At 73.4% G+C, this 21,013-nt stretch carries 20 protein-coding genes; 8 read left to right on the forward strand and 12 right to left on the reverse strand.

Going from position 1 to position 21,013, the window contains the following annotated elements:
- The first annotated feature begins 255 nt into the window (after positions 1–255).
- Complete coding sequence (locus ACFW9Z_RS14425; protein WP_384639485.1) at positions 256–1,554, forward strand: DUF6986 family protein; 1,299 nt, start codon at positions 256–258, stop codon at positions 1,552–1,554.
- A 14-nt stretch (positions 1,555–1,568) separates the two neighbouring features.
- Here the strand turns inward: ACFW9Z_RS14425 and ACFW9Z_RS14430 are convergent, their stop codons facing one another.
- Positions 1,569–2,438, reverse strand: coding sequence for a hypothetical protein (locus ACFW9Z_RS14430; protein WP_384639998.1), 870 nt, complete (start codon positions 2,436–2,438; stop codon positions 1,569–1,571).
- A gap of 472 nt (positions 2,439–2,910) precedes the next feature.
- Positions 2,911–3,942 (reverse strand): LacI family DNA-binding transcriptional regulator, encoded by a 1,032-nt coding sequence (locus ACFW9Z_RS14435; protein WP_384639488.1) that lies wholly within the window; start codon positions 3,940–3,942, stop codon positions 2,911–2,913.
- A 238-nt stretch (positions 3,943–4,180) separates the two neighbouring features.
- On the opposite strand from ACFW9Z_RS14435, the gene ACFW9Z_RS14440 reads away from it, so the two are divergent.
- Both ACFW9Z_RS14440 and ACFW9Z_RS14445 read left to right on the forward strand, forming a co-directional pair.
- Entirely contained in the window at positions 4,181–5,110 is a 930-nt protein-coding gene (locus tag ACFW9Z_RS14440) for an ROK family protein (protein ID WP_384639491.1), read from the forward strand.
- A 149-nt stretch (positions 5,111–5,259) separates the two neighbouring features.
- On the forward strand, positions 5,260–6,297 hold the full coding sequence (locus tag ACFW9Z_RS14445) for an NUDIX domain-containing protein (protein WP_384639493.1): 1,038 nt from the start codon (positions 5,260–5,262) through the stop codon (positions 6,295–6,297).
- A 64-nt stretch (positions 6,298–6,361) separates the two neighbouring features.
- Here ACFW9Z_RS14445 and ACFW9Z_RS14450 read toward each other — a convergent pair whose 3' ends face one another.
- Complete coding sequence (locus tag ACFW9Z_RS14450; RefSeq protein WP_384639496.1) at positions 6,362–7,090, reverse strand: MBL fold metallo-hydrolase; 729 nt, start codon at positions 7,088–7,090, stop codon at positions 6,362–6,364.
- Positions 7,091–7,244: 154 nt separating this feature from the next.
- The gene (locus tag ACFW9Z_RS14455) at positions 7,245–8,609 is read right to left on the reverse strand and encodes a dipeptidase (protein ID WP_384639499.1); all 1,365 of its coding nucleotides are present in this window, start codon (positions 8,607–8,609) and stop codon (positions 7,245–7,247) included.
- Between the two features lie 195 nt (positions 8,610–8,804).
- On the opposite strand from ACFW9Z_RS14455, the gene ACFW9Z_RS14460 reads away from it, so the two are divergent.
- Positions 8,805–10,019: a geranylgeranyl reductase family protein gene (locus tag ACFW9Z_RS14460; RefSeq protein ID WP_384639502.1), complete on the forward strand. Its 1,215-nt coding sequence runs from the start codon at positions 8,805–8,807 to the stop codon at positions 10,017–10,019.
- Between the two features lie 70 nt (positions 10,020–10,089).
- On the forward strand, positions 10,090–10,776 hold the full coding sequence (locus ACFW9Z_RS14465) for an alpha/beta hydrolase (protein WP_384639506.1): 687 nt from the start codon (positions 10,090–10,092) through the stop codon (positions 10,774–10,776).
- Here ACFW9Z_RS14465 and ACFW9Z_RS14470 read toward each other — a convergent pair.
- Positions 10,760–11,212, reverse strand: coding sequence for a nitroreductase/quinone reductase family protein (locus ACFW9Z_RS14470; protein ID WP_384639509.1), 453 nt, complete (start codon positions 11,210–11,212; stop codon positions 10,760–10,762). The genes ACFW9Z_RS14465 and ACFW9Z_RS14470 overlap by 17 nt on opposite strands.
- 168 nt (positions 11,213–11,380) lie before the next feature.
- Here ACFW9Z_RS14470 and ACFW9Z_RS14475 point away from each other — a divergent pair, with 168 nt between their 5' ends.
- Positions 11,381–12,097, forward strand: coding sequence for a TetR/AcrR family transcriptional regulator (locus ACFW9Z_RS14475; RefSeq protein WP_384639513.1), 717 nt, complete (start codon positions 11,381–11,383; stop codon positions 12,095–12,097).
- Positions 12,098–12,135: 38 nt separating this feature from the next.
- On the opposite strand, the gene ACFW9Z_RS14480 is transcribed toward ACFW9Z_RS14475, so the two are convergent.
- The 3 genes from ACFW9Z_RS14480 to ACFW9Z_RS14490 form a co-directional block, all read right to left on the reverse strand.
- A complete protein-coding gene (locus ACFW9Z_RS14480) occupies positions 12,136–12,426 on the reverse strand; it encodes a DUF6332 family protein (protein ID WP_384639516.1) in 291 nt (96 codons plus the stop codon).
- Positions 12,427–12,573: 147 nt separating this feature from the next.
- Entirely contained in the window at positions 12,574–13,362 is a 789-nt protein-coding gene (locus tag ACFW9Z_RS14485) for a maleylpyruvate isomerase family mycothiol-dependent enzyme (RefSeq protein WP_384639519.1), read from the reverse strand.
- A gap of 66 nt (positions 13,363–13,428) precedes the next feature.
- Positions 13,429–14,658: an MFS transporter gene (locus ACFW9Z_RS14490; protein WP_384639522.1), complete on the reverse strand. Its 1,230-nt coding sequence runs from the start codon at positions 14,656–14,658 to the stop codon at positions 13,429–13,431.
- A 212-nt stretch (positions 14,659–14,870) separates the two neighbouring features.
- Between ACFW9Z_RS14490 and ACFW9Z_RS14495 the strand changes: the two genes are divergently transcribed.
- Entirely contained in the window at positions 14,871–16,085 is a 1,215-nt protein-coding gene (locus tag ACFW9Z_RS14495) for an ROK family protein (RefSeq protein ID WP_384639525.1), read from the forward strand.
- A 165-nt stretch (positions 16,086–16,250) separates the two neighbouring features.
- Here ACFW9Z_RS14495 and ACFW9Z_RS14500 read toward each other — a convergent pair whose 3' ends face one another.
- Positions 16,251–16,769 carry an ATP-binding protein gene (locus ACFW9Z_RS14500; protein ID WP_384639528.1) on the reverse strand — a complete coding sequence of 173 codons (519 nt, stop codon included), beginning with the start codon at positions 16,767–16,769 and terminating at the stop codon, positions 16,251–16,253.
- 338 nt (positions 16,770–17,107) lie between these two features.
- Entirely contained in the window at positions 17,108–17,425 is a 318-nt protein-coding gene (locus tag ACFW9Z_RS14505) for a hypothetical protein (RefSeq protein WP_031126916.1), read from the reverse strand.
- A gap of 230 nt (positions 17,426–17,655) precedes the next feature.
- On the opposite strand from ACFW9Z_RS14505, the gene ACFW9Z_RS14510 reads away from it, so the two are divergent.
- On the forward strand, positions 17,656–18,801 hold the full coding sequence (locus tag ACFW9Z_RS14510) for a PLP-dependent cysteine synthase family protein (protein ID WP_384639531.1): 1,146 nt from the start codon (positions 17,656–17,658) through the stop codon (positions 18,799–18,801).
- Between the two features lie 63 nt (positions 18,802–18,864).
- On the opposite strand, the gene ACFW9Z_RS14515 is transcribed toward ACFW9Z_RS14510, so the two are convergent.
- Positions 18,865–19,344, reverse strand: a complete 480-nt coding sequence (locus ACFW9Z_RS14515) for an SRPBCC family protein (protein ID WP_384639534.1) — start codon at positions 19,342–19,344, stop codon at positions 18,865–18,867.
- Positions 19,345–19,404: 60 nt separating this feature from the next.
- On the reverse strand, positions 19,405–20,988 hold the full coding sequence (locus tag ACFW9Z_RS14520; protein WP_384639536.1) for an SDR family oxidoreductase: 1,584 nt from the start codon (positions 20,986–20,988) through the stop codon (positions 19,405–19,407).
- Between the last annotated feature and the right edge of the window lie 25 nt (positions 20,989–21,013).

A 21,013-nucleotide genomic window follows, 5' to 3' on the forward strand; every position in this document is an offset into this window, starting at 1 on the left:
CGTCGACTACGGCGTCGTCGGCGACCTCTTCACCGTCGTCCCCCAGCTCACCGAAGAGATCACCGCCCGCAAGAGCTGAACCACACAACAACCCCCCACACACGCACACCCGCTCTGGGCCGCACGGTGAAACCCACCGCGCGGCCCAGCGCCGTTCCGGGCGACCATTGACGCAGGTCGAGCGGCCTTATAACTTCACTATACGGATTGTTGATTCCGGGAAGCGGAAACGGCGAGAGTGTGGAGGGTGCGGTCATGGGTCAGCAGGAGAAGGTGGCGACGAGTCTCGCGGGCACGGTCAGCGAGGAGATCAGCGCCTCCCTCACGGCGGTCGACGCGGAGCTCGCCCGCCGCTACCCGGGAGACCCCGGCACCCGCCAGCCCGTGCACACCGTCTACGTACCCGGTGACGTCTTCGAGCCCGGCACCCTCCGCTCCTGGGGCGACCAGGCGCTGGCCGCCCTCGACGAACACGCCCCCGACGCCGCCTCCTTCGCCGCTGTCCTCGGTATCCCCGAGGAGCTCGCGGGCCCCGTCCACGACCGCGTACGCGCGAAGCTGAGCCGCGAGCCCGTCGAGGACCTGCGCATCGACTTCGAGGACGGCTACGGCCCCCGCCCGGACGCCGAGGAGGACGAGGCCGCGGCCCGCGCCGCCCGGCTGGTCTCGGAGGCGTACGAGAACGGCACCGCGGCCCCGTACATGGGCATCCGGATGAAGTGCATGGAGGCCGGTGTACGCGACCGGGGCATCCGTACCACCGACGTCTTCCTCACCGGCCTGATGGCGGCGGGCGGGCTCCCCGAAGGGCTCGTGCTGACGCTGCCGAAGGTGACGTACCCCGAGCAGGTCACCGCCTTCGTCCAGCTCCTCGAAGCCTTCGAGAAGGCCCACGGCCTGGACGCGGGCCGCATCGGCTTCGAGATCCAGATCGAGACCAGCCAGTCGATCCTCGCCGCCGACGGGACCGCCGCCGTCGCCCGCATGATCGACGCGGCGCGGGGCCGGGCGACCGGGCTGCACTACGGCACCTTCGACTACAGCGCCTGTGTCGGGGTCAGCGCCGCCTACCAGGCCAGCGACCACCCGGCCGCCGACCACGCCAAGGCCGTCATGCAGGTCGCCGCCGCAGGCACCGGCGTACGGGTCTCCGACGGCTCGACCAACGTCCTGCCCGTCGGCCCGACCGCTCAGGTCCACGAGGCCTGGCGGCTGCACTACGGCCTCACCCGCCGCGCTCTGGCCCGCGCGTACTACCAGGGCTGGGACATGCACCCCGGCCACCTCCCGACGCGTTACGCGGCCGTCTACGCCTTCTACCGGGAGGGTCTGGAGCCCGCCGCCGCCCGGCTCGCCGCGTACGTGGCCAAGGCGGGCGGGGACGTCATGGACGAGCCCGCCACTGCCAAGGCGCTCAGCGGATACCTGCTGCGCGGCATCGACTGCGGCGCGCTGGACACCGCCGAGGTCGCCCGGCTGACGGGCCTCACCCGGGCCGACCTGGACGCGTTCGCCTCGCCGCGCCGGGGCGACCTGACGGTCACGGCTCCGTAGGGCCGTAGGGGCTGTCAGTAGGCGTCGCGCCCCGGCTGCGGTACGGCCAGTCCGGCCGGGGTGTGCAGGCCCGCCACGGGCAGGGTCCGCTGGGCGCCGCGTACCGGCAGCTCCACCACCCGGTCGTTGTTGAAGTCCGCGATGTACAGCGTGCCCGCCGGGCCGAAGGCCAGGCCGTACGGGGAGTTGAGCCCGGTCACCGGAACGGTCCGCTGCGCTCCGCCGTCCGCCGGCAGCCGCACCACGCGGTCGTTGCCGCTGTCGGAGACGAACAGGTCCCCTCGCCGGTCGAAGGCGAGCCCGGTCGGCTGGGAGAGCCCGGTGGTGGGAACGGTCGTCTGCGGACCGCCGTCGGCCGGGACCTTCACGACACGGTCGTTGACGAAGTCCGCGACGAAGAGGTTCCCCGCGCCGTCCAGCGCAAGGCCGTTGGGGTGGAGCAGCCCGGTGGTGGGGACGGTGACCTGCCCGCTCCCGTCGGCGGGGACCTTCACCACCCGGTCGTTGAAGCTGTCGGCGATGTAGAGCGTGCCCGCGGCGTCCAGCGCCAGCCCGATCGGGCGGGAGAGATCGGTGGTCGGGACGACGGTCTGCGGGCCGCCGTCCCCGGGCACCCGTACGACCCGGTTGTTGCCGGTGTCGGCGATGTAGAGGTCGCCCGAGGCGGCGAGCGCCAGCCCGGTGGGGCGGGTCAGGCCGGTCGCCGCGACCGTGGTCGGCTCGCCCCCGCCGGGCGGTACGCGCAGCACGTCGTTGTCGGTGTAGTCGGAGACGTACAGGGGCGCCGAGCCGTGGACCGGCGGGTGCGCGTCCACCGCCCTGTCCGTGGCCCCGTCCGTCGCGGAGGCGAGCGGGGCCGTGCACAGCAGCACCACCGCCGCCAGCACCGCGGACCGCCACCGCAGACGGCTCCGGCCCGGCCCACCTGCGCCACGGGGCCGGGTGATGGCTGTCGCCGCATGAATCATGGGTACGCACCTGTTCTGGACGCCCCGCCCCGCTGCCGTACCGGCCAGGGGTGGGGGAGGGGGAGGGGGACGGCGGCCCCGCTCCGCGCGGCGCAGGGGCGGGCGGGACGGGGACGCCACGGAGACCGACGGCCCGTCACCCGGGTCACCCGAGCGCGTCGTACGGTCCCGGGGCGGCCGGTGGCCGACGTGCCGTCAGCGGCCGACGTTAGGAACCGCCCCGGCCCTTCCGGCGACACCACGCCCCCGAGGGGCCCGGCGGCCACCCCAACGGCCCCGGACCCGCGCCTCGGTCGTACTGACGCGTCTGCGAACCGTCCACGAGCCCCCGGCGCGGCTCCCACCCCCGTCCGGGCGGGAGTTCCGCGCGGGGGCCCGGCGGCAGGGATCAGGCGGGCGGGAGTTCGCCCGAGCCGCGCGGGATCAGCGTGGTCGGCAGCTCTACCCGGGCCGGGGCGTGGTCCGCGCCGTCGAGTCGGCGGAAGAGGTGCTCGGCGGCGGTCCTGCCGACGGCCGCCGCGTCCTGGGAGATGACGGTGATGCCGAGAAGGTCGGCCAGCTCGATGTCGTCGAACCCGACCAGCGCCACCGGCCGTTCCTGCTCCGCGATCACCCGGACCGCCGTCACCGTCACCCGGTTGTTCCCCGCGAACAGCGCGGTGACGGGCTCGGGGCCGCCGAGCATCGCCTCGGCGGCCGCCCGGACCCGGCCGGGGGCGGTGGTGCCGAGGGAGACCCAGCGGTCGTCGACGGGGATGCCCGCGTCCGCCATGGCGGCGTGGTAGCCGCGCAGGCGCTCGGTGGCGGTGTGGATACGGGGCTGGTCACCGATGAACCCGATCCGGCGGTGGCCGTGGGCGATCAGATGGGCCACGCCCTCCCGGGAGCCGCCGAAACTGTCGGAGAGCACCGTGTCCGCCTCGACCCGGCCCGCCGGGCGGTCCACGAAGACCGTGGCGATGCCTGCCTTGATCTCCGGCTCCAGATACCGGTGGTCGTCACCTGCCGGGATCACGATGAGACCGTCCACCCGGCGCGCACACAGGGCCAGGACGAGCTCCTGCTCCCGCTCGGGGTCCTCGGCGCTGGAGCCGTTGATGAGCAGGGCCCCGTGGGCGCGGGCCACCTCCTCAACGGCGCGGCTCAGCGGGCCGTAGAAGGGGTCGGCCAGATCCTCCAGGACCAGGCCGATCGAGGCCGTACGGCCCTTGCGCAGGACGCGGGCGCTGTCGTTGCGGCGGAAGCCCAGCGCGTCGATCGCCTCCTGGACGCGGCGCTCGGTGTCGGGCGTGACACCGGGCTCGCTGTTCACCACCCGGGAGACCGTCTTGAGGCCCACTCCGGCGCGGGCCGCCACGTCCTTCATGGTCGGCCGGGTGCCGTAACGGGTCTCGGGATGACGGGTGGTGGTCCGGTCCACAGTGCGCTGTCCTGTCGTCGGATACGGGCGGGAGGGGAGGGCGGGGCGGCTGACGGTCGGCGGATTCGGGCTCCGAACGGGCGCCTCCGGACGGCTCGCGGAGCCTGCTGAGGGGACGAACGGAGGCCATGGCGTCGAGCATAGGCCCTGGACAACGTTGTCAACGCACGAGAGACTGTGCAGACTATTGACTTGACCCGCAGGTTCCGCCCTCCACCCGTCCGGAGAAGCCACACCGATGCATACCGACCTCGTCGCCGCGCTCGACATCGGCGGCACCAAGATCGCCGGCGCGCTGGTCGACGGCGGTGGAACCCTCCTCGTACGGGCGCAGCGGCCGACGCCCGCCCGGGAGGGTGCCGAGGCGGTGATGGACGCCGTGGACGAGGTCCTCGGCGAGCTGACGGCCTCGCCGCTCTGGGGCCGCGCGGGCTCTGCCGGGATCGGCAGCGCGGGTCCTGTCGACGCGGGCGCGGGCACGGTCAGTCCGGTCAACGTCCCCGGCTGGCGCGACTTTCCGCTGGTGGAGCGGGTGCAGAAGACCATCGGCGGACTGCCTGTCGCGCTCGTCGGCGACGGGGTCGCGATGACGGCGGCCGAGCACTGGCTCGGGGCGGCGCACGGCTACGACAACGCGCTCTGCCTCGTCGTGTCGACGGGCGTCGGTGGTGGCCTGGTCCTCGGCGGCTCCCTGCACCCGGGCCCCTCCGGAAACGCCGGCCACATCGGCCACATCAGCGTCGACCTGGACGGCGACCCGTGCCCCTGCGGAGCGCGCGGCTGCGTCGAGCGCATCGCCAGCGGCCCGAACATCGCCCGCCGCGCCCTGGAGGGCGGCTGGCTCCCCGGCCCCGACGGCGACACCACGGCCGCCGCGGTGGCCGCCGCCGCACGCGCCGGGGACCCGGTCGCCATCGCCTCGTACGAGCGGGCCGCCCAGGCGCTCGCGGCCGGGATCGCCGCCACCGCAACCCTGGTCGAGATCGACATCGCGGTGATCGGCGGGGGAGTGGCGGGCGCCGGGGACGTGCTCTTCGCACCCCTGCGGCGCAGCCTGTCCGACTACGCCACGCTCTCCTTCGTACGGGGACTCACCGTCGCCCCGGCCGTGATGGGCACCGACGCGGGGCTGGTCGGCGCGGCGGCCGCGGCGATCGCACTGCGGTAGCCCAGGCCCCCGCCGCGCCCCGCGGCCGTACGCCCTCCTCGGCCCAAAACGGGCCGGATACCCGCATCCCGGCAACGCCGTCGCCGCCGTGGGGTTTCCACGGCAGGGTGTTGCGGGCAAGCCACAGGGGGCTACGAAGAGGGGGAACCGTGATCGTCTGGCTGAACGGGGCGTTCGGCGCGGGCAAGACCAGCGCCGCGGGCGAACTGATCGATCTGATCCCGAACAGCACCTTGTACGACCCGGAAGTCATCGGCGCGGGGCTGCGCGGTCTGCTGCCCCAGAAGAAGCTGGCCGAGGTGAGCGACTTCCAGGACCTGAGGATCTGGCGGCGGCTCCTGGTGGACACGGCGGCCGCGCTGCTCGCCGAGGTGCCCGGGGTGCTGGTGGTGCCGATGACCCTGCTGAGACAGGAGTACCGGGACGAGATATTCGGCGGGCTCGCCTCCCGGCGCATCCCGGTCCGGCATGTGCTCCTCTCGCCTGAGGAAACGATCCTGCGCAGTCGGATAGCGGGCCGGGTGGAGCGCCCGGGCGACCCTGAGCAGAGCGAGCGGGCCAGCCGGTGGGCGTACGAGCACATCGGCCCCTACCGGGACGCGCTCGGCTGGATCACCGAGGACGCCCATGTCGTCGACAACGGCGCCCTCACCCCGCGCGAGACCGCCGAGCGGATCGCCGAGGCCGTCCGTACCGGCGCCGCCGGGGTGTGCGAGATCGTCCAGAGCCCCGAACCGACGGGCGCCACCGTGGCGGCCGGGGTGCTGCTCTTCGACGAACAGGACCGGGTGCTGCTCGTCGACCCCACGTACAAGCCCGGCTGGGAGTTCCCCGGCGGGGTAGTGGAGGAGGGCGAGGCCCCGGCGCAGGCGGGCGTACGGGAGGTGGCCGAGGAGATCGGGCTGCGGCTCGACCGGGTCCCCACGCTGCTCCTCGTCGACTGGGAGCCACCCTCGCCCCCCGGCTACGGCGGAGTGCGCTTCCTCTTCGACGGCGGGCTGCTGCGGTCCGAGGACGCCGGCCGGCTGCTGCTCCCCGGCTCCGAACTGCGCGGCTGGCGCTTCGTCACGGAGGAGGAGGCGGCGGGGATGCTGCCCCCCACCCGCTACGAGCGGCTGCGCTGGGCCCTGCGGGCGCGTGAACGGTCCGCGGTGCTCAACCTGGAGGCGGGTGTGCCGGTGGGGTGAGCGCGTCCACGGGCGTCCCGATGGGCTGAACACGCCGCTTCGCGCCGCCCCTTCGCGCGCCCCTTCACGCCGTCGCTTCCGCCGCCGCCCGCATGACCTCCGCCGCGTCCTCGGTCAGCGGGTCGCCGTGGCCGAAGCAGACCGTACGGGGGGCGAGTGCGGCCAGCCGCCGGAACGTGTCCCGAGCCCGGTCCCGGTCCACGTTGAACACGCCGAGCATCACCTCCCCGGCCTCCGCCACGGTGTCCCCGGTGAACAGGACCCCGTGGCGCGGCAGATGGAGGGCGATGGAGCCCGGCGTGTGACCGGGGGCGTGGACCACCCGGGCGCCGCCGCCGAACGGCAGCACCTCACCGTCGGCCACCTCGCGGTCGACCCGGGTGGGCGGAGCAGCCGGGACCGTCAGCCCGTGCTCGTACAGCGGCCGTTCCCAGTCGAGCAGGTCCGGTTCCGGTACGGGGAGCTCGCCCCGGATCACCGGCGCGTCCAGCGGGTGGGCGAGGATCTCGGCGCCGTGACGGTCGGCCAGCTCCTGGGCGGCGCCGTAGTGGTCGCGGTGGCCGTGGGTGAGGACGATGCGGCCGATCCGGGCGGGATCGAGGCCCAGCCCCCGTACCGCGTCCTCGATCGCGGGCGCGGCCTCGATGTCACCCGCGTCGATGAGCGTCAGATCCGCCCCGTCGCGGTCGCGGTCGCGGTAGCTGTCGCTGTCGCTGTCGTGCCAGAGATAGGCCTGGCCGATCCGGAAGCGGAACATGTGCAGGCGGCGGGGGAGCACCTCGATGAGATCCATGCCGTGAACGTACACAGCCGAAGGCACCCACCGTACGGAACTACGCTTCCGGCGACTTCGCCGAGGGCGTAGCAGGCACAGCGGGTGTAGCGGGCGCGTGAAGGCCCCCGCGTCGGCCGACAAGGGCTGCCGCGGGGGCCTTCGTGAGGGCCGGTCAGGCCTTCTTCGACTCCGCGTAGTTGCGCAGGAACAGCGCCTCGGTGACCGACAGCCGCTCCAGCTCCTCGGGCGACACGCTCTCGTTCACCGCGTGGATCTGCGCCTCGGGCTCGCTGAGGCCGATCAGCAGGATCTCCGCCTCCGGGTAGAGCGACGCCAGGGTGTTGCAGAGCGGGATGGAGCCGCCCATGCCGGCGGACTGCATCTCCTGGCCCGGGTAGGCGTCCCGCATCGCGTCCGCCATCGCCGTGTACGCCGGGCTGGAGATGTCGGCGCTGAACGGCTGGCCCTGGCCCACCTGCTCCACCCTGACCCGGGCGCCCCACGGGGTGTGCGACTCCAGGTGGGCGGTGAGCAGCTTCGTCGCCTCGGCGGCGTCGTGGCCGGGCGGCACCCGCAGGCTGATCTGGGCCCGCGCGCTCGCCTGGACGGACGGCGTGGCGCCGACGACCGGCGGGCAGTCGATGCCGATGACGGTGACGGCGGGCCGCGCCCAGATCCGGTCCGCGACCGTGCCCGTACCGATCAGCTCGACCCCGTCCAGCACCTTGGCGTCCTGCCGGAACTCCGCCTCCGGGTACTGGAGCCCGTCCCAGTCGGCGTCCCCGGTCAGGCCGTCGACCGTCGTCGTCCCGTTCTCGTCGCGCAGCGAGGCCAGCAGCTGGATCATCGCGGCCAGCGCGTCGGGGGCGGCGCCGCCGAACTGCCCCGAGTGCAGGTTCCCTTCGAGGGTGTCGAGCTGCACCCGCAGCATCGTCATCCCGCGCAGCGTCGCCGTGACCGTCGGCAGCCCGGCCCGGAAGTTCCCGGCGTCGCCGATGACGATCGTGTCGGCCGTCAGCAGCTCCGGGTGGGCCTCGGCGTACCGCTCCAGACCGCCGGTGCCCTGCTCCTCGGAGCCCTCGGCGATGACCTTCACCGAGACCGGGACGCCGCCGTTCGCCTTGAGGGCCCGCAGCGCGAGCAGGTGCATGATGAACCCGCCCTTGCAGTCCGCCGCGCCCCGGCCGAACCAGCGTCCGTCGCGCTCGGTCAGCTCGAACGGCGGGGAGAGCCACGCCGACTCGTCCAGCGGCGGCTGTACGTCGTAGTGGGCGTAGAGCAGCACGGTCGGCGCACCGGCCGGGCCGGGCAGGAAGCCGTAGACCGACTGGGTGCCGTCGGGGGTGTCGAGCAGGGCGACGTCCGTGAAGTCCTCGGCGCGCAGCGCGTCTGCGACCCAGTTCGCCGCCGCCTCGCACTCGCTCCTCGGGAAGACCGCGGGGTCCGCCACCGACTGGAACGCGACCAGCTCGGCGAGCTCCGCCCGGGCACGGGGCATCAGCGAGGCGACGGTCTCGGAAATCGGACGGGCGGTCATGGGCACGCTCCTCGTGGGTGCGACGTTATGAGGAGGGCACGGTGAGTACGCGCCCTTCCACGACACCGTGGGTGCGGCGCCGTACGTAGGACAAAATCATGGCCGATCCTCCCACAGGGAGGCTCGGCCGGGACGCGCCGTAGGATGCCGTGAGCAGCTTGGGGCCACTGGTCGGATCGGGAGCAGAAGCACATCGTGAGCAGCGAGAACGCAGACGCCGGGCGGGAAAACGAAGAGTCGTCGGTCTGGGACGTCGTGGTGGTCGGCGCTGGACCGGCCGGTGCGTCGGCGGCGTACGCGGCAGCCGTGGCGGGCCGGCGGGTGCTGCTGCTGGAGAAGGCGGAGCTACCGCGTTACAAGACCTGTGGCGGCGGCATCATCGGGTTCTCCCGGGACGCCCTGCCACCGGGGTTCGAACTGCCCCTGAAGGACCGTATCCACGCGGTCACCTTCTCGCTCAACGGGAAGCTCTCCCGGACCAGGCGCTCCCGGCGGATGCTCTTCGGGCTCATCAACCGCCCGGAGTTCGACGCCGGGCTGGTGGAGGAGGCGCAGAAGGCCGGTGCCGAACTGCGCACGGGCGCCTCGGTGGTGCGGGTGGAGCAGCACGGGCCCGCCGTGCCCGACCGGCGTACGGTCGCGGTCGTGCTGGCCGGGGGTGAGACGGTGCTCGCGCGGGCGGTCGTCGGCGCGGACGGCAGCGCGGGCCGGATAGGAGCACACGTCGGGGTGAAGCTCGACCAGGTGGACCTCGGCCTGGAGGTGGAGATCCCCGTTCCGGCGACGGTGGCGGAGGACTGGGCGGGCCGGGTCCTCATCGACTGGGGCCCGATGCCCGGGAGTTACGGCTGGGTCTTCCCCAAGGGCGACACGCTGACCGTCGGGGTGATCTCGGCGCGCGGCGACGGCGCGGGCACCAAGCGGTATCTGGAGGACTTCATCGCCCGCCTCGGCCTCGCCGGGTTCGAGCCGTCCATCTCCTCGGGCCATCTGACCCGCTGCCGCAGCGACGACTCGCCGCTCTCGCGCGGCCGGGTCGTGGTCTGCGGCGACGCGGCGGGCCTGCTGGAGCCGTGGACCCGGGAGGGCATCTCCTTCGCCCTGCGCTCCGGCCGCCTCGCGGGCGAATGGGCCGTCAGGATCGCCGAGTCGCACGACGCGGTGGACGCCCGCCGCCAGGCCCTCAACTACGCCTTCGCCATCAAGGCCGGGCTCGGCGTGGAGATGGGGGTCGGCCGCCGCATGCTCAAGCTGTTCGAGCGCCGCCCGGGGGTGCTGCACGCGGTGCTGACCGGTTTCCGCCCGGCCTGGAAGGCGTTCGCGGGGATCACCCGGGGCACGACCTCGCTGGCCGAGCTCGTCCGTACGCACCCGATGGCGCAGCGGGCGCTGAGCTCGCGGGACCGCTGAAGGGGGCGCGAAACACGAAGCTCGGGGCGCGAGTGACGGATGTGCGTTACGGGAGTGGGGGACGGGCGCGGTGAGTGACGGGGCCGCCGCGGTGTTCGTCCACGGGCTCTACCACCGCCCCGAACACTTCGCCGCGGTCGCCGCAGGTCTGCGGGCCGAGGGGATCGCGGCGGTCGTTCCCGAGCTCCACCGGGGTTCCCTCGCCGCCGACACCGCAGCGGTCCAGGCCGCTGTCGACGCACTGGAGACGCCTCCGCTCCTGCTCGGCCACTCCTACGGCGGGTCGGTGATCACGGGGGTGCGCGGAGCACGTCACCTGGTCTATCTGGCGGCCTTCGTACCGGACGTGGGGGAGAGCGCGGCCGCTCTCGGCGGGGCCTCCCCGCAGCTCCGGGCGGCGATCATGCCGACGGCCGGGCCCGAGGGCACGACGCTCCTCCACCCCGGCCGCGCGGCCGGGGTCCTCTACGGCGACTGCCCCGGACCGCTCGCCGCCCGGGCGGTCGGCCTGCTGCGGTCGCAGGGCCCCGGCTGCGGGCGCGGAGTTCCGGAGCGCCACAGCTGGAAGCGGACCCCTTCCACGTACGTCGTCTGCGCACGGGACCGGGCGATCGACCCCGCGCTGCAACGGACGTTGGCCACCCGCTGCACCGGCATGCGCGAGTGGCGGACGGGGCACTCCCCGTTCGTCTCCCGGCCCGCCCTCGTGGTCGGCCTGGTGCGGGAGCTGATCGCCGGGGTCAGCCCTCGGTCGTGATGCGGAAGACCGGGTGGTCGGGGCAGGCGGCCAGGAGTTCGGCGTCCGTGGACTTCGCGGTGACGCCCCGGAAGTACTGGTTGACCTCCCAGCCCCACCGCTCCAGATAGGCGCGGAGGATCCCTGCCTTCTGCTCGTCGTCGGCGATCTCCACGGCGGTGAAGGCGCGGGTTCTGCGCCCCACCCGCAGCTCGCCGCCGCCCGCGACGCGCATGTTGCGCACCCACTGGGAGTGGCCCCGGGCCGAGACGAGGTACTCGGCGCCCTCGTAGGTGTGCGGGTTGACGGGGATGCGCTGCATCTGGCCGGTGCTGCGTCCCCGTACCGACAGCTCGGCGGTGCCGAGGAAGCTGACGCCGTGCCGGGCGAGCCGGCCGACGACCTTGTTGAGGCGGTTGGCGGCGGTGCTCGCCCGGAGGTAGTACGGCTGCGACATGGTGACCCCCGGGGGTGTGGACGCTCGGCATGGGTGGGTGAGATCGGTGCTCTCCTTGGGAGAGCGGTGCTCTCACTTAAGATCAGTGTGCACGGAATCGGTGCTCAAAAGCAAGAGCACTGCTCTCGTTATTGTTCGGTGCTCTGCGTGCGTGGCAGACTGATCACCATGAGCACGATCCGAGGGGCCAGGGAACGCGCCCGCAGAGAAGTGACCGCCGCCATCAAGGATGAGGCCAGGAAGCAGCTGGCGGCGGAGGGTGCGGCCAGACTCTCCCTGCGTGCCGTCGCCCGCGAGCTGGGCATGGTCTCCTCCGCGCTCTACCGCTACTTCCCGAGCCGCGACGATCTGCTCACCGCGCTGATCGTCGACGCCTACGACGCGATCGGCGAGGTCGCGGAAGAGGCCCGCGCCACTGCCGACCGGGCCCGCCCCCGCCCCGCCCCGTACGCCGGACGCTTCGTCGCCGTGGCCGGTGCCGTACGGGAGTGGGCTCTCGTCCACCCCCATGAGTACGCCCTGATCTACGGCTCACCCGTCCCCGGGTACAGCGCCCCCATGGACACGGTGGGCCCCGCCTCCCGGGTCGGCCTGGTCTTCATCGGCCTCGTCCGCGACGCGTTCCGGTCCGACGGTCTCGCCGTGCCCCCGCTCGCGCGGGAGCTGCGCCCCGAGGCCGAGCGGATCGCCGCGGAGCTGGCCCCGGATCTGCCGCCCGCCGTGGTGGCGGCCCTCGTCGCCGCCTGGGCCCAGCTCTTCGGCCTGATCTCCTTCGAGCTCTTCGGCCAGTTCAACCGCTTGGTCGAGGCGCGCGAACCGCTGTTCCGGCAGGCCGCGGGGGAGATCGCCCGGTCGGTCGGCCTGCGGGGCGCTCCGGTGGGCTGAATCAGGCCAAGTGCCCGCGACCGGCCCGTGGTTCCCGCCTATGCACCGAGGTCCGGCCGGGGCGGGGGCGGCGGGCCGGGCAGCCGATGCCCCTCCTGCCGCGGAAAGCGCCACAGGACATGGACGACCCGGGTGACGAAGGCCAGTACGGCGGCCACTCCGGCCACCCCCAGGACGACCTGCCGGGCGGTGCGGCCGAGGTCGAAGACGTACAGAGGAGGCACGAGGACCGCCACGAAGGTGACGGCGGCCAGGACGGCGGCACTCACCAGCGCGTACCCGGTCTCGATCGTCATCGCGTCCCGCTCGGCCTGTGTCCGTCGCCCCATGACCGCAGTCTCACAGGCACCGCGCACCCCGGGCAAGCGGCCGCCTGCTCGGGGCGGGCGCGGGACATCCCGCCCGCCCCTTCCGCGTCCCCTGCGTCCCCCGCGTCCCCCTGAGTTCTCCGAGTCGGGGCCTCCGGGGGTGGTTCTTCACCAGGTGACCGCGGAGTTGTCCGTCCAGAGCCTGGCCACCGAGCGGTCGCCCCGCAGGGTCACGGCGCTGAGCGGCAGCCGGTTCCAGAGCGTCAGGTAGAGGCCCTCGGCGGTGCCGCTCAGCTCGCAGTCCACCTGGCCGCCGTCGGCTTCGCCGTGAGGGCCGGTTCCGCCGTTCCCGTCGCCTGCGAGGGGCGTACGTACGGTCCGGGGCGGCTCGTCCGAGATCCGTACGGTCCACACCGCGTCCGTGTCCACGGCCCGCACCCGCAGCGTGCGCGGTACGGAGGAGCGCACCCGGCTCTTGGGGCGGGCGTGGAAGCCGGTCAGCAGTTCGTCGATGCCGTCGACCGCCCGGTCGGCGCCCACCGCCGTCAGCGGTCTGCCGAGCGCCGACTCCGCGTCCACCCGGTGCACGGTCGTCTCGTTCAGTTGCCGGCGGGACCAGAACGCCAGGGGCGAGGGGGCGGGGAGGAACGTCCAGCACTCCAGGCCCTCGGGGGCGGCTTCCAGTGAGCGGACCAGATGGTGGTGGCCCGCCCGGAACCAGTCGAGGAGTTCACGGCCGTCGAGGTCCGGTTCACCTCCGTCGGGCCGGTACGCGGTGTGCCCTTCGGTGATGAACGCGGCCGCCCAGCGGTGGACCATGCCGGTGTGGCGCAGGAGGTGGCGTATCTGCCAGCCGGGGCAGGTCGGCACCGAGGCTCCGGGGCCCGCCTGTTCGGCGGCGGCCGCGAGGAGCCGCCCTTCCTCGGACAGGGACGCGATGTGCTCGATGATCTCCATGGCGGGGATTGTGCCAGGGGGCCATGTGCCGGGCGGGTGGGCGGACCGCCCGGGTCCCCCCGCCGCTCAGGCGTGCGTCGCGTTGCGGGCCCCGTATCCGAGGGCTGCCGCCGCCGCGGCCAGCAGGGCCACCGTCGTCAGCGCCACCGGCAGGGAGAACCAGTCGGCCAGGAAGCCGATCGCGGGCGGGCCGAGCAGCATCCCGCCGTAGCCGAGCGTCGAGGCGGCGGCCACTCCGCTGGGTCCGGCCAGTTCTCCTGCCCGGCCCACGGCGACGGGGAAGATGTTGGCCAGCCCCAGGCCGGTGACCGCGAATCCGGCCAGCGCGAGCCAGGCGGTCGGCGCGAGGGCGCCCAGCAGCATCCCGGCCGCCGCCACCGCCCCGCCGAGGACGAGGGTGCGGGTCTGTCCGAGCCGCTCCAGGAGCAGCGTCCCGGTGAGCCTGCCGATGGTCATGGTCAGGGCGAACAGCGCGTAACCGGCGGCGGCGAGGCCGGGGTGGGCGCCGAGGTCCTGCTCCAGGTGGAGCGCACCCCAGTCGGCGAGGGCGCCTTCCCCGTACGCCGTGCACAGGGCGATCACGCCGAAGAGCAGGACGATCCGGCGGGCTCGCGGGTCGAGCCGCTGCCTGGGCTCCCGCTGCTGTTGCTGCGGCGTGCGTGCGGCGGTGGCCGTACGGACCGGACGGTGGCGCAGGAGGGCGGGGCCCGCGACCGCGGTGACGAGCAGGCCGACGGTGGCCAGCAGGAACAGGTGGGTGGAGGCGGAGAGGCCGCCCGCCACCAGCCCGCCGAGCCCGGCACCGACCATGCCGCCGAGGCTGAACGCCGCGTGGAAGCTGGGCATCACCGGCCGGCGCAGTTCGGAGACCAGGTCGACGGCCGCGCTGTTCATCGCCACGTTCATCCCGCCGTACGCCGCTCCGAAGACCAGCAGGACGAGGCCGAGCGAGAGGGCGGAATGGGTCTGGGCGGGCAGGGCGATGCTCAGGGGGAGCAGGGCTCCGCAGGCCACGGTCACGGCGTGGCTGCCGTAGCGGCGGCAGAGCCGGCCCGTGAGCATCATGGTGATCACGGCGCCCGCGGAGACGCCGAGCAGGGCGAGGCCGAGGGTGGAGGCGGAAGCGCCGGTCTGCTGCTTGATGGCCGGGATACGGACCACCCAGCCGGCGAAGAGGAAGCCATCGAGGGCGAAGAAGACGGTCAGCGCGGTACGGAGGCGGGCCGACGAGGGTGGGGCGGTGTCTCCGCCAGGTCCCCCCGGTAGGGCCGTCCGCAGTTTGTTTAGTTGCGGCACAAACTCAGCATAGGGGTGGGCGGACGGCGGACGCAACATGGTTGACGGAGGTGCCGGGGCACCGCTGACGGAGGGGGCGCGCGACCGTCGGTGCAGGCGCCGCGTGGCCGTCGGTGGAGGCGTGGTGCGACCCGGGCCGGCTTGTTCCCCCGGTGTCCGGAACACCTCCGGATCAGTCCGGGCCACCTCCGGATCATGGGAGACTCGCCCTCATGAACGGCAAGGCGACCACCACCCGGACGAAGTTGGAGAGGGGCCGCAGTGCGCTCGGGCCCGCACTGGAACTGGTCCACACCGGGCGCGCCCCCACGCGTGCCGTCCTCACCTCCGAGCTCGGCGTCACCCGGGCCACCGCCGGGGCGGTCGCCGCGGAGCTGGAGGCGCTGGGGCTGATCCGGGTCGACTCCAGCCCCGGTTCGGCGGCCGGTTCGCAGGGCCGACCCTCGCACCGGCTGGCCGTCCTGGAGGCGGGTCCCGTCGTCCTCGCCGCCCAGGTGCACGCCGACGGCTTCCGGGCCGCCCTCGTCGGGCTCGGCGGCCGGACCGTCGCCACGGTGCCGGGCTGTGTCGCCGTGATGGCCGACCCCGCGCAGGTGCTCGGCGAGGTCGTGCGCGCGGGGGCGGAGCTGCTGCGCGAGAGCGGGCTGCGCTGTGTCGGCGCCGGGCTCGCCGTCCCCTCGGCGGTCGCCGAACCCGAAGGGACCGCGCTCAACCCGCTGCACATCGCCTGGCCCGCGGGCTCCCCGGTACGGGACATCTTCGCCGCCTGCGTACGCGAGGCGGGCATCACGGGCCCCGCCTTCACCGGCAACGACGTCAACCTCGCCGCGCTGGCCGAGCACCGGCACGGCGCCGGACGGGGCGCCCACCACCTCCTCTGCGTCGCCACCGGCCACCGGGGCGTCGGCGGGGCCCTGGTCCTCGACGGCCGTCTGCACAGCGGCAGTTCGGGGCTCGCGCTGGAGGTGGGGCATCTCACGGTGAACCCCGAGGGGCGGCCCTGCCACTGCGGCGGGCGCGGTTGCCTCGACGTGGAGACGGACCCGCTCGCCTTCCTCACCACCGCGCGCCGCGAACCGGGCCCGGAGGAGTCGCTCCTCAAGCGGGCCGGGGACCTGCTGCGCACGGAGTACGAGGACGCGGACGTGCGGAACGCGGCCGAGGCCCTGATCGACCGTCTGGGCCTGGGCCTCGCCGGGCTGGTGAACATCCTCAACCCGGACCGGATCATCCTCGGCGGGCTCCACCGCGAGCTGCTCGAAGCGGACCCGGAGCGGCTGCGGGCCGTCGTCGCCGACCGTAGCCTCTGGGGCCGCAGCGGCAGCGTGCCGATCCTGCCCTGCACCCTGTCCCACAACAGCCTGGTCGGCGCGGCCGAACTGGCCTGGCAGCCGGTGCTGGACGACCCGCTCGCCGTGCTCGCCTGACGGGAGCGGACGGGGCCTGGCGGGAGGGACGACCGACCGGGCTTCCCGAGAGCCGAACTCCCCGGGAGCCGGGACAGCCGACCGGACTCCCCGGAGGGGAGCCCGGCCGGGAGTCCGAAGGCCCGGGGGTACGGGGCCCGAGGACCCGAGGGCCCCGGCGTCCGCTCAGCCGACGACGGCCGAGCGGGCAGGGACGGCCGCGATGGCCTCGGGGCTGATCGAGACGGACCCGAACGGCCCGTCGGTCGTCGACCCGTAGACCGCGAGCGGCGGCAGGGTCGAGGTGTCGCAGGTCGCCGGCAAGGTGAACCAGACGGCCTTTCCGGCCGCGCCGCTCGGCCGTACGCCCCAGCTCTCGCTGACCGCGGCGATCAGGGCCAGACCCCGTCCCGAGGTGGCGAGGGAATCCGCCTCGTTCACCGTGGGGACACGGGGGTCGTGGTCGTGGACGGAGACCGTCAACCGGTCGAGCAGCAGCTCGATGTCGACGGTGCATGACTTGTCCGGCTGTGCGTGCCGGTGGACATTGGTCAGGAGTTCGGTGACGCCCAGGGCTGCCTGGTCGATCAGAGGATCGAGATGCCAGTAGCGCAGTTGCGCCGAGATGATTCTGCGGACCTGACCGATCCGCGACGGCAGGGCCTGGAGCTCCACCGTGCAGTGCCTGCTTGGCTCGCTGATCACGGCTGCGACTCCCCGAAATAGGTCCGGAAGAAGACGGAAGACGAACGAACGGAGCCGGCGGACGACTGTGTGACTTGCCGGATCCGCTCTGCTCTTGTCGTGTCTGCTCGTGTCGCGCGACCCGGTCCGTGGAGCGGATCGCTCTGTCACCGAGGGTGCACCTTCGGTGACGTGGGTCCAGCGTGGCCCAGCCCGTGCGGCTCCGCAACTCGCGGAGCCGCGTACGGTGCCCGGGGAACCGGCCCCGGCCGAACCAACCCCGGTCGAACCGGCCCCGGCCGCCAAGCCCCGGCCGAACGAACCGCGCATCTCAGCCCCGGCCGAACGACCCCCGTATCTCAGCCCCGGCGGCCTCCCGCGCTCCGCAGCGCCTCCAGGAAGCGGCGCAGCGGAGCGGCCCCGTCCCGTCTGCGGTTGCGCTGCTCCATCGTCAACCGGTAGCGCACCCCGTTCACCCGGGCGATGGCCGAATCCGCCGCGAAGAACCACCGCTTGCCCGCACTCACCGTGCCGACCGGGGCGCTGTCGATCTCCCGCCCGTTGCTCATCAGCAGGGACAGCCGGCCGTCCTTGACGACCACCTGACCGGCCCTGGTCAGCGACCGGGTGAACCGCTCGATCCTGACCCCCGACGCACTGAACTCGGCGTCCGCCATCGCGGCTTCGCCCCCTTCGTCACCACTTCTCCTGTTGCAGTGTGCCCGGCCGCGCCCCCGGCCGCCAGAGGGCACCGGAGACCTTCTGCCGGCGCTCGTACCGCCCGCCCCAACTGCCCCCGGGGGCCTTGGTCAAAGGCCGGGCTATGGACCATCAAAGTCAACGTTTGCGCAGGTCGGGGGCATATCGTGGGGGCAGGAAATCCGGGCGGACGAACAGGAGCACGGCGATGGACACCAAGGCGTACGAGCGTGACCGCGGGGCCATGGGTACGGCCGCGGCGACGGTGGACGTCGACCGCAGCGACCCGGAGTACCGGGCCTGGCTGAAGGAGGCCGTCCGCAAGGTCCAGGCCGACGCCAACCGCTCGGCCGACACCCACCTCCTGCGCTTCCCGCTGCCCGAGGAGTGGGGCATCGACCTCTACCTCAAGGACGAGTCGACGCACCCCACCGGCAGCCTCAAGCACCGGCTCGCCCGCTCGCTCTTCCTCTACGGGCTCTGCAACGGCTGGATCCGGCCGGGCAAGCCGGTCATCGAGGCGTCCAGCGGCTCGACCGCCGTCTCGGAGGCGTACTTCGCCAAGCTGATCGGGGTGCCGTTCGTCGCCGTGATGCCGCGCACCACCAGCCCGGAGAAGTGCCGGCTCATCGAATTCCACGGCGGGCAGTGCCACTTCGTCGACGACTCCCGCAAGATGTACGAGGAGTCCGCGTCCCTCGCCGCCGAGACCGGCGGCCACTACATGGACCAGTTCACCTACGCGGAGCGCGCCACCGACTGGCGCGGCAACAACAACATCGCCGAGTCGATCTACCAGCAGCTCAGGCTGGAGCGCTACCCGGAACCCACCTGGATCGTCGCCACCGCCGGGACCGGCGGCACCTCGGCCACCATCGCCCGCTATGTGCACTACCTCCAGCACGACACCCGCGTCTGTGTGCCCGACCCGGAGAACTCCTGTTTCTTCGACGGCTGGACCCGCAACGACCCGCACGCGAGCAGCGACTGCGGATCCAGGATCGAGGGCATCGGCCGCCCCCGTATGGAGCCGAGCTTCGTGCCCGGCGCCATCGACCGGATGATGAAGGTGCCCGACGCGGCCAGCGTCGCCGCCGTACGGGCCCTGGAGCGGGCCATCGGCCGGAAGGCGGGCGGTTCGACGGGGACCGGACTGTGGAGCGCCTTCAAGCTGATCGCCGAGATGCTGGAGCAGGGGGAGCGGGGCAGTGTCGTCACCCTGTTGTGCGACCCGGGCGACCGCTACCTGGACAAGTACTACTCCGACTCCTGGCTGGAGGAGCAGGGCCTGGACATCGCCCCGTACAGCGCGGCGATCGACAGCTTCCTCGCCACCGGGACTCTCACCGGCTGAAGCCCGGAAAGGCGCCCACGAGCCCGGGCAGAGTGCCCACGAGCCCGGGGCCCGAGGAAGTCCTCACGCCGCCGACGCCGTCAGCCGTCCGTCCAGCCGCCGCACCGCGTCCCGGAACGAGCGGCCCATGCCGAGGCGTGCCAGCGCCAGCACCGAGCGGAACGGCCCCGTCCCGTCGGCGGCGAAGGTCCACTGAACCCGGGTCCCCGCCCCGTCCGCCGTGAGCCGCCACTCCTCCACCAGGGCCCGCAGACCGGGGGCGTTGGACTCGTCCACCCGGTAGGCGTACCGCTCGCCCGGCTCGGCCGCCACGATCGTCTCGCGGAAGCGGACCCCGCCGCGCAGCCGCACCTCCCGGCCCGCGCCCCCGTCGGTGGGCGTGGCCCGGGTGACGGCGGTGAACCAGGAGGGCCAGGAGGCGACGTCCTCCGCGAGCGCCCGGTAGACCACGTCCGGGGGTGCGGCCACCTCGGCGGCGAACACCAGACGTATCGGCGCGGATTCGGTGAACTCCAGTCCCACGGTACGGAGTCGGCGTGCCATCGTGTGCACCTCCCGGCGGTCTGCGCTTATGGAGCCGCGCACACCATAGCGGCCGGGCCGTCAGTTGTCTGTACCACTGTCGGCCACTGGTTCCCGGCCCGCCGACCGCGCCCGGGCGGCCGTTGCGGCGGCCTCGGCGATGTTGCGGGCCATCCCGCCGAACACCACCGCGTGGAAGGGCGACACGCTCCACCAGTACGCATGGCCGAGCAGCCCCTGCGGGTGGTACAGGGCGCGCTGCCGGTAGAGCGTGCGCCCCTGGCCGTCGGTGGCCACCGACAGTTCCAGCCAGGCGGCGCCCGGCAGCCGCATCTCCGCCCGCAGCCGCAGCAGCTCGCCCGGCACGATCTCCTCCACCCGCCAGAAGTCCAGCGAGTCCCCGACCCGCAGCCGGTGGGCGTCCCGCCGGCCGCGCCGCAGGCCCACCCCGCCGACGATCCGGTCGATCCAGCCGCGTACCGCCCAGGCGAGCGGGAAGGAGTACCAGCCGTTCTCCCCGCCGATGCCCTCGATCACCCGCCACAGGTCCGCCCGGTCCACCGGCACGGTCAGCTCCCGCTCGTCCCGGTAGAGGCTGCCGCCCGACCACTCCGGGTCGGTGGGCAGCGGGTCGCTCGGCGCGCCCGGCAGCGAGGCGGAGGACCAGCGGGTGTCGACCTGGGCGTCCTTGATCCGCTGGAGGGCGAGCCCCAGGGCCCGGTCGAAGCCGATCGGCCCCTCCGGCGGATCGGGGACGTAGTGCGTGATGTCGTGCTCCCGGCAGACCACCTCGTGGCGCAGCGACTCCGCGAGCGGCCGGGCGATCGACCGGGGCACCGGGGTGACCAGCCCGATCCAGTGGCTGGAGAGCGTCGGGGTGAGGACCGGGACCGGCACGATCAGCCGGCGCGGCAGCCCCGCCACCCGGGCGTAGCCCTGCATCATGTCCCGGTACGTCATGATGTCCGGGCCGCCGATGTCGAAGGTCCGGCTCACCTCGGACGGCAGGGTCGCGCTCCCCACCAGGTACCGGATCACATCCCGTACGGCGATGGGCTGGATCCGGGTGGAGACCCAGCTCGGGGTCACCATCACCGGCAGCCGCTCGGTCAGATAGCGCAGCATCTCGAACGAGGCCGACCCGGAACCGATCACCACCGCCGCCCGCAGCACCGCCGTCGGCACCCCGGAGTCCAGCAGGATCCGCCCCACCTCGGCCCGCGACCGCAGATGCGGCGACAGCTCCTTCTCCGGCACCCCCTCGGGCGTCAGCCCGCCCAGGTAGACGATCCGCCGCACCCCGGCCGCACGCGCCCTCTCGCCGAAGTTCCGGGCCGCCCGGCGGTCGGTTTCCTCGAAGTCCGAGCCGGAGCCGAGCGCGTGCACCAGGTAGTACGCCACATCGACATCCCGCATCGCTTCCGTGAGCGAGTCGGCGTCGGTGACATCGCCGCGCACCACCTCGACCCGGTCCGCCCACGGGTAGTCGCGCAGCTTCTGCGGCGTACGGGCCAGCGCCCGGACCTGGTGACCCGCGTCGAGCAGGGCGGGCACCAGTCTGCCGCCGATGTAGCCGGTGGCACCGGTGACCAGGCAGCGCAGCCCGACCCCCTCGGGCAGGTCGGGCACGTCGTCCACGCCGGGTTCCTCAGGAAGATCCGTCACCTGTCCGAGTCTCGCACCCGATTCC

The sequence above is a fragment of the Streptomyces sp. NPDC059452 genome (assembly GCF_042750035.1).
Taxonomy (GTDB): Bacteria; Actinomycetota; Actinomycetes; order Streptomycetales; family Streptomycetaceae; genus Streptomyces.